Origin of the sequence: Thalassotalea sp. G20_0, from assembly GCF_017744175.1 — a bacterium.
Taxonomy (GTDB): domain Bacteria; phylum Pseudomonadota; class Gammaproteobacteria; order Pseudomonadales; family Endozoicomonadaceae; genus Endozoicomonas.
Genome location: NZ_JAGHQV010000119.1, coordinates 1 through 3,649, shown reverse-complemented (window position 1 = coordinate 3,649; position 3,649 = coordinate 1). Strand labels below are relative to the sequence as shown.

The window sequence follows — 3,649 nt, the reverse complement described above, 5'->3', positions numbered from 1 at the left end:
TGACGAAGCGTGCGGGCAAAGCCTGGGTGGGCGGATCGATCGGGACCAACGCCCCGAATGGCAAGCGCTCAGGGATTACTGGCACAGTTCCGGTAAGGTGGACCGTTCATTACTGGAGCAGCACCAGAGTGCCTTCACACAGTTTTTCGGACAGTTGGTACAGGTGAACAAAAAGCAATCGACGCCACTGGTCATCGATACTCCGGCCACCAGAGAGTACATAAAAACCTGCTGGCAATTTCTGCAACTCAGGGAACCGGGAAGAGTGGCCATGGTGGTGGAAGGGACTGCCGGGTGGGGTAAGGATGCCCTGTTACTGCTGACCCTGACCACCTGGCAACAGCAAACCGGTAAAGGCTTTCAGCATCTCAATGGGACACCGGACCAGTTTAACCAGTTTGTGCAGGCCTTTAACCGTGCCTGGCGTCTGGGTGAGGTGCTGGTGGTCAGTGAGCTCAACATCATTCCTTCCGGGGAATTGGAGGAGTTTCTCAATGACCGCCTGCCGCTGCCTCACAAGGATGGGTTCAAATTGATTGGTACCATTAATCCGCCCACCTATCCGGGACGGAGGGCATTCCCGCCATCATTGACCAGCCGATTTACCGGCGTTCATATCCACCATGATACCCGGGATGACTACCGGCTCAGGCTGCAAGCCATGGGGGTATCAGAGGAACTGAGTCGGTGGCTGACCGATTGCGCCAGTGCCCTTAACGATGATTTCCGACAGCAACGTATTCCCCTTGAACTGACGTTGCCGCAGCTGTTGCTGGCGGCCGATCGATTGGGCAGAATCCCCATGGTTTGGTGGCCTGGTGTTCTGAGCTGGGAGTGGCAACCCTATCTGGAAAAAAGTTCAAGGGCATTTAAGTGGCCCTATATTCTTGTACAGTCATCAGAAAAGGGATCTTCCAGAGGTTCGGCCAAAAAATCACCGAAGGCTTTCAGCCTGGGCTGTCCCCCGGGTGTGTCCAGTAACTTTCAGGTAACCCGGCTTTTTCCCGGTAAATGGGATTTCGATCTGTATCGACTGGAGCTGTCCACAGCCGATGTGACCACTGAAAGGCAGTTAGTTATAAGACCGTTGCCAATACACCCCGTGGATCAGAGCAATCTTTTGCCCCTGTTAACCGGGCGAACCGATCTGAAAACCAGTGAAACCCCGGGGCGCATGACACTGAAACCGGGCCGCAAATGGCAACCATTGCCATCGCTGACTCCCAACGACCGGTTGACCGGTCTGAGATCCATTCCGCAACAGACCAGGCTGGCACAGGATAGGCACACAGGCCAATACTTTCTGCGTTCCGAACTCACGGAACCGGAGACGGTGGATTTTATTATTAAACCCGACCGGACTTACTTTCAGCCGTTAACGGCTGATGATCCCATCAACACCCAGCTCCGGCGATGTCCTCCCCTGATCAAAATACATCTGGATCAGGAGGTGTTCAGCGGGGATCCTGTTCACTTTCCGGGATACCGGAAGTTGCGGGAAATAGGGCTGATAAGAAATCTGGCTGAACGGCTGCTGGCGCTGGTTGATTGGTTCAGAACTTTTTCTTACGATCGTACTTTTGAAGAAACCGGCATCAGTCTGGTCAAGCAATTGTTGCAGGAGCAACAGGGAACCTGCCGCCACCGTGCGTTTCTGTTTCAATTACTCTGTCTTTACTGGGGTATTGAAGCCCGAATAGTAAAATCGAAATCACATGCTTTCGTTGAGGTCAGATCCTGCAATGGGTGGCGACTTTGTGATTTATGGGGCGCTGGCAGCTCCAGTATCAGTTTTTCATCAGAGCCGGAATGGCACAATCTTTACCAGGCAGCCCCAGTGCAACCAGTCAATTCATCTTGCGGACAGGACGGAGCCGCTGATGGCTGGAACAGGATATTGTCACTGGCCACTTCTCTGCTCCAGCAATGGAAGTGTGTTAGATCTGAATTACCCCAAGAGGTGGTAAAACATATTCAGGACACCTTTCTGGAAACGTTCCGGAAAAATTTCCGCCCCATCCCCATGAACAGGGGATTATTATCAGATCGAACTTACCCAATATCGCCAGATTGCGAAGGTAATATCGATGCATTCCTGATTGCCTACCATTGGGTGCCGACACAATATTTACAGGCGGCCCGACATGCCATTGACCATTTTTCCACCCTGGCTCCACCGGAAAAAAAAGCCATTATCGACTGGAGCCACTGTATGCTCATCTGGTCAATCGACTATCAGTCTCCCAAAAAGCATCTTTTCTGTCAGTGGTCGGAGTTTGCCTGGCAACTGTATTTGCAAAGCCCGAATGATTTTCCCGTCCTGCCTGTGCAAAGCCTGCAGACCATTATCCGGTTCAATTTTGATCATAATGGCATGGCTCAACGAATAAGCCAGCGCCTGTTCCAGATTGAGTCCATCAATAAAATTTATCTGAAAAATGTCTGCAACAGTCTGGGGGTTCGCAATTTTTCGCTGCTGCCCCCCTGGGAACAATTGCCACAGGTGGCGGCTACCGAGGTTTATTGGAGTCATGCCTCCCGGGGCAAACCGGATATTGCCCGACTGATCCGTGGTGAGCCCTGCTTCCCGGAAAAATCAACCTCCTACCAAGAAACCAATACCCTGATATTGGCCGCCCAGTTTTTGATCGACAGGGCGTGGGAGACCCTCCGGCAAAGCACCAATAAACTGACCGGCGCAGCCTTTCTTGAGGAACTCCCTGAGCCCCAGACCAACAAAATTTTAGAGGATCACATCGACGATGCAGAAATTAACCGGCAGTTAAATCGCCTGATCGGCGATAAACGCTCTGCTGAAATATATACCCCGGTGATATGTAACGACCTGAAAAGATTCCGGGTCTTGATCGTTGGCAACTTCCGTGAAAACCGGGGAATCATCTTTGAAAGTCCGGCAGGGCAAAACTTCAACCTGATCGGCAGTGGGATTTTTTCTCCGGGTATTGCCCTGGATTGCCGGGATTCGCTGGGAATCATAAAACGCCTGCTCAATGAACATGATGCAACTATTTTAAGCGAGAATTAGGGCCTGTTGACGTTTCGCTGTGTGCTCAGCGAATCAGGGCAACCCTATGACGAGGTGCGGCATTGCAGGGAGGAACTTTTGCCGGTTTACACCATCTAAATTGGCCGACGGACCGCAATTACTATCAGAAAAAGTACTAATATCATGCTTCCTATTCAGCCCGGTGTCGTGGTTAATGTGCACAATGACAAGCACCCCGGTGATCATTCTGTTGTAACAGCTCAAAAAAGGTTGGCAAGTTCTACAGTCGATCCTTCACAGCCCAGTAAAATCGCTAAAAAAATTCCAGAAACCGGGGTTTTGTCCGTCAAAAATGAGCAGTCATATTTAGTCCAACAGGCATCAGCAGATAGTGCATATTCCAGCCCGGTCCGTAACGTTACGACCATCACCGATTGCATCAGCCACCTGAAGCAATCGGTATCACCGATAGGCGATGCGTTTCATTTTTTCGAATCCTGGCATGGGAGTGAAAAGAAGGAGGAGTTGATCCGTCTCTATCGGGAAACGACAGGTACCGGGTTTTTTTTTATTATCCGGCATCCGGACGACCTGGATCATCACCCGTTAAGAAGGCTGCACTATTATCCCGCTCCCGGACAA

Annotated in this window: 2 protein-coding genes; both read left to right on the top strand. The window is 51.1% G+C overall.

The window, feature by feature from the left end:
- On the top strand, nt 1–3,046 hold a 3,046-nt coding region (locus J7438_RS24715; protein WP_209278710.1), incomplete at its 5' end, for a transglutaminase-like domain-containing protein.
- Nucleotides 3,047–3,190: 144 nt separating this feature from the next.
- A partial coding sequence (locus J7438_RS24710; RefSeq protein WP_209278709.1) for a hypothetical protein occupies nt 3,191–3,649 on the top strand: 459 nt, incomplete at its 3' end.